Source organism: Kitasatospora sp. NPDC093558 (assembly GCF_040683475.1).
In the GTDB taxonomy this organism is placed as follows: Bacteria; Actinomycetota; Actinomycetes; order Streptomycetales; family Streptomycetaceae; genus Kitasatospora.
Genome location: NZ_JBFBDY010001160.1, coordinates 1 through 1,420, shown reverse-complemented (window position 1 = coordinate 1,420; position 1,420 = coordinate 1). Strand labels below are relative to the sequence as shown.

The 1,420-nt window shown below is 72.5% G+C and carries 2 protein-coding genes; both read right to left on the bottom strand.

All coding sequences use genetic code 11. From position 1 onward, the window contains the following. The coding region (locus AB0O00_RS39395; protein ID WP_363659480.1) for an AMP-binding protein at positions 1-996 on the bottom strand (996 nt) is incomplete at its 3' end. Between the two features lie 194 nt (positions 997-1,190). Next, positions 1,191-1,420: adenosylhomocysteinase (locus AB0O00_RS39390; protein ID WP_363659479.1), on the bottom strand; the 230-nt coding region annotated here is incomplete at its 5' end.

The following is a 1,420-nucleotide window of genomic DNA, read 5'->3' as shown; positions in this document are numbered from 1 at the left end:
CAGGGTCGCCTCGGCCAGCCCGTAGCTCGGGTACATCGCGCCGGCCCGCAGCCCGGCCGGGGCGAAGCGGGCCGCGAACGCCTCCAGGGTGTCGGCCCGGACGGGCTCCGCGCCGTTGAGCACCAGCCGCCAGCGCGAGAGGTCGAGGCCGGCCACGTCCTCGTCGCGGACGCGGGTGAGGCACAGGTCGTAGCAGAAGTTGGGGCCGCCGCCGACGGTCACCCCGTGGTCGTCGATCGCGCGCAGCCAGCGCAGCGGGTGCTTGACGAAGGAGACCGGCGACATCTGCACCGAGGCGCCGCCCAGGAAGAGCGGGTGCAGCAGGTGCGCGATGAAGCCCATGTCGTGGAAGTGCGGCAGCCAGCCGCCGAAGCGGTCCTCGCCGGTGGTGCGCAGGGTGGCCCGGAGGGCCTCGTGGTTGGCCATCAGGTTGCGGTGGGAGACCATCACGCCACGCGGCTTGGAGACCGAGCCCGAGGTGTACTGCAGGAAGGCCAGGTCCTCGGCGCCGGTGCGCGGCCGGCGCCAGTCGTCGGCGTCGCCGCGCGCCGGGTCGTCGGTGACGACGCAGGTCACGCCGGCGGCGAAGGAAGTGGCGAGCCACAGCGAGACGTCCGGCGCGCTCGCCGAGTCGGTGAGGACCAGCCGGGCCGCGCTGTCCTGGAGCACCCCGGTGACCCGGTCCACCTTGGCGGCCCGCCCGGCCGTGCTCGGCATCGGGGCCGGGACGCCGACCGCTCCCGCGTACAGGCAGCCGAGGTAGGCGGCGAGGAAGTCGGTGGTGGACGGGTAGAGGAGCAGGACGGGCCCGCCCTCGCCGCCGTGCGCGCGGACCAGCGAGGCGATCCGGCGGGCCTCGCGGTCCAGTTCGCCGTAGGTCGTGCGCCGCTCCGCCACGCCGGCCGGGTAGTGGCTCAGCTCGATGTGGGCGTCCGCGTCCGGTTGTTCCTCCGCGCGGTCGAGCACCAGATCGGTGAAGGTCCGAAACCCCGCCATGACTCCCCCTTGGATGCGCTGTCTGCCGACCGGCCGTCCGCCGGTCACCGGGGGTGCCCGCGACGGTGCCCTCCCCACGCGCGTAACGGTCCGCCACCGGGCTTAAGCCCTGCTAGTGCGCGCCTGGCGCCGGACGCGCGAGCGCCCGGTGTCGGGGCTCGACACCGGGCGCTCACACATGCCTTGGCACTCCGTCAGTAACGGTACTGCTCCGCCTTGTACGGGCCCTCGACCGGAACGCCGATGTAGTCGGCCTGCTCCTGGGTCAGGGTCGTGAGCTTCACTCCCAGCGCGTCCAGGTGCAGACGCGCGACCTTCTCGTCCAGGTACTTCGGCAGCACGTACACACCGATCGGGTACTGCTCGGTCTTCGTGAACAGCTCGATCTGCGCGATCGTCTGGTTCGCGAACGAGTTCGACATCA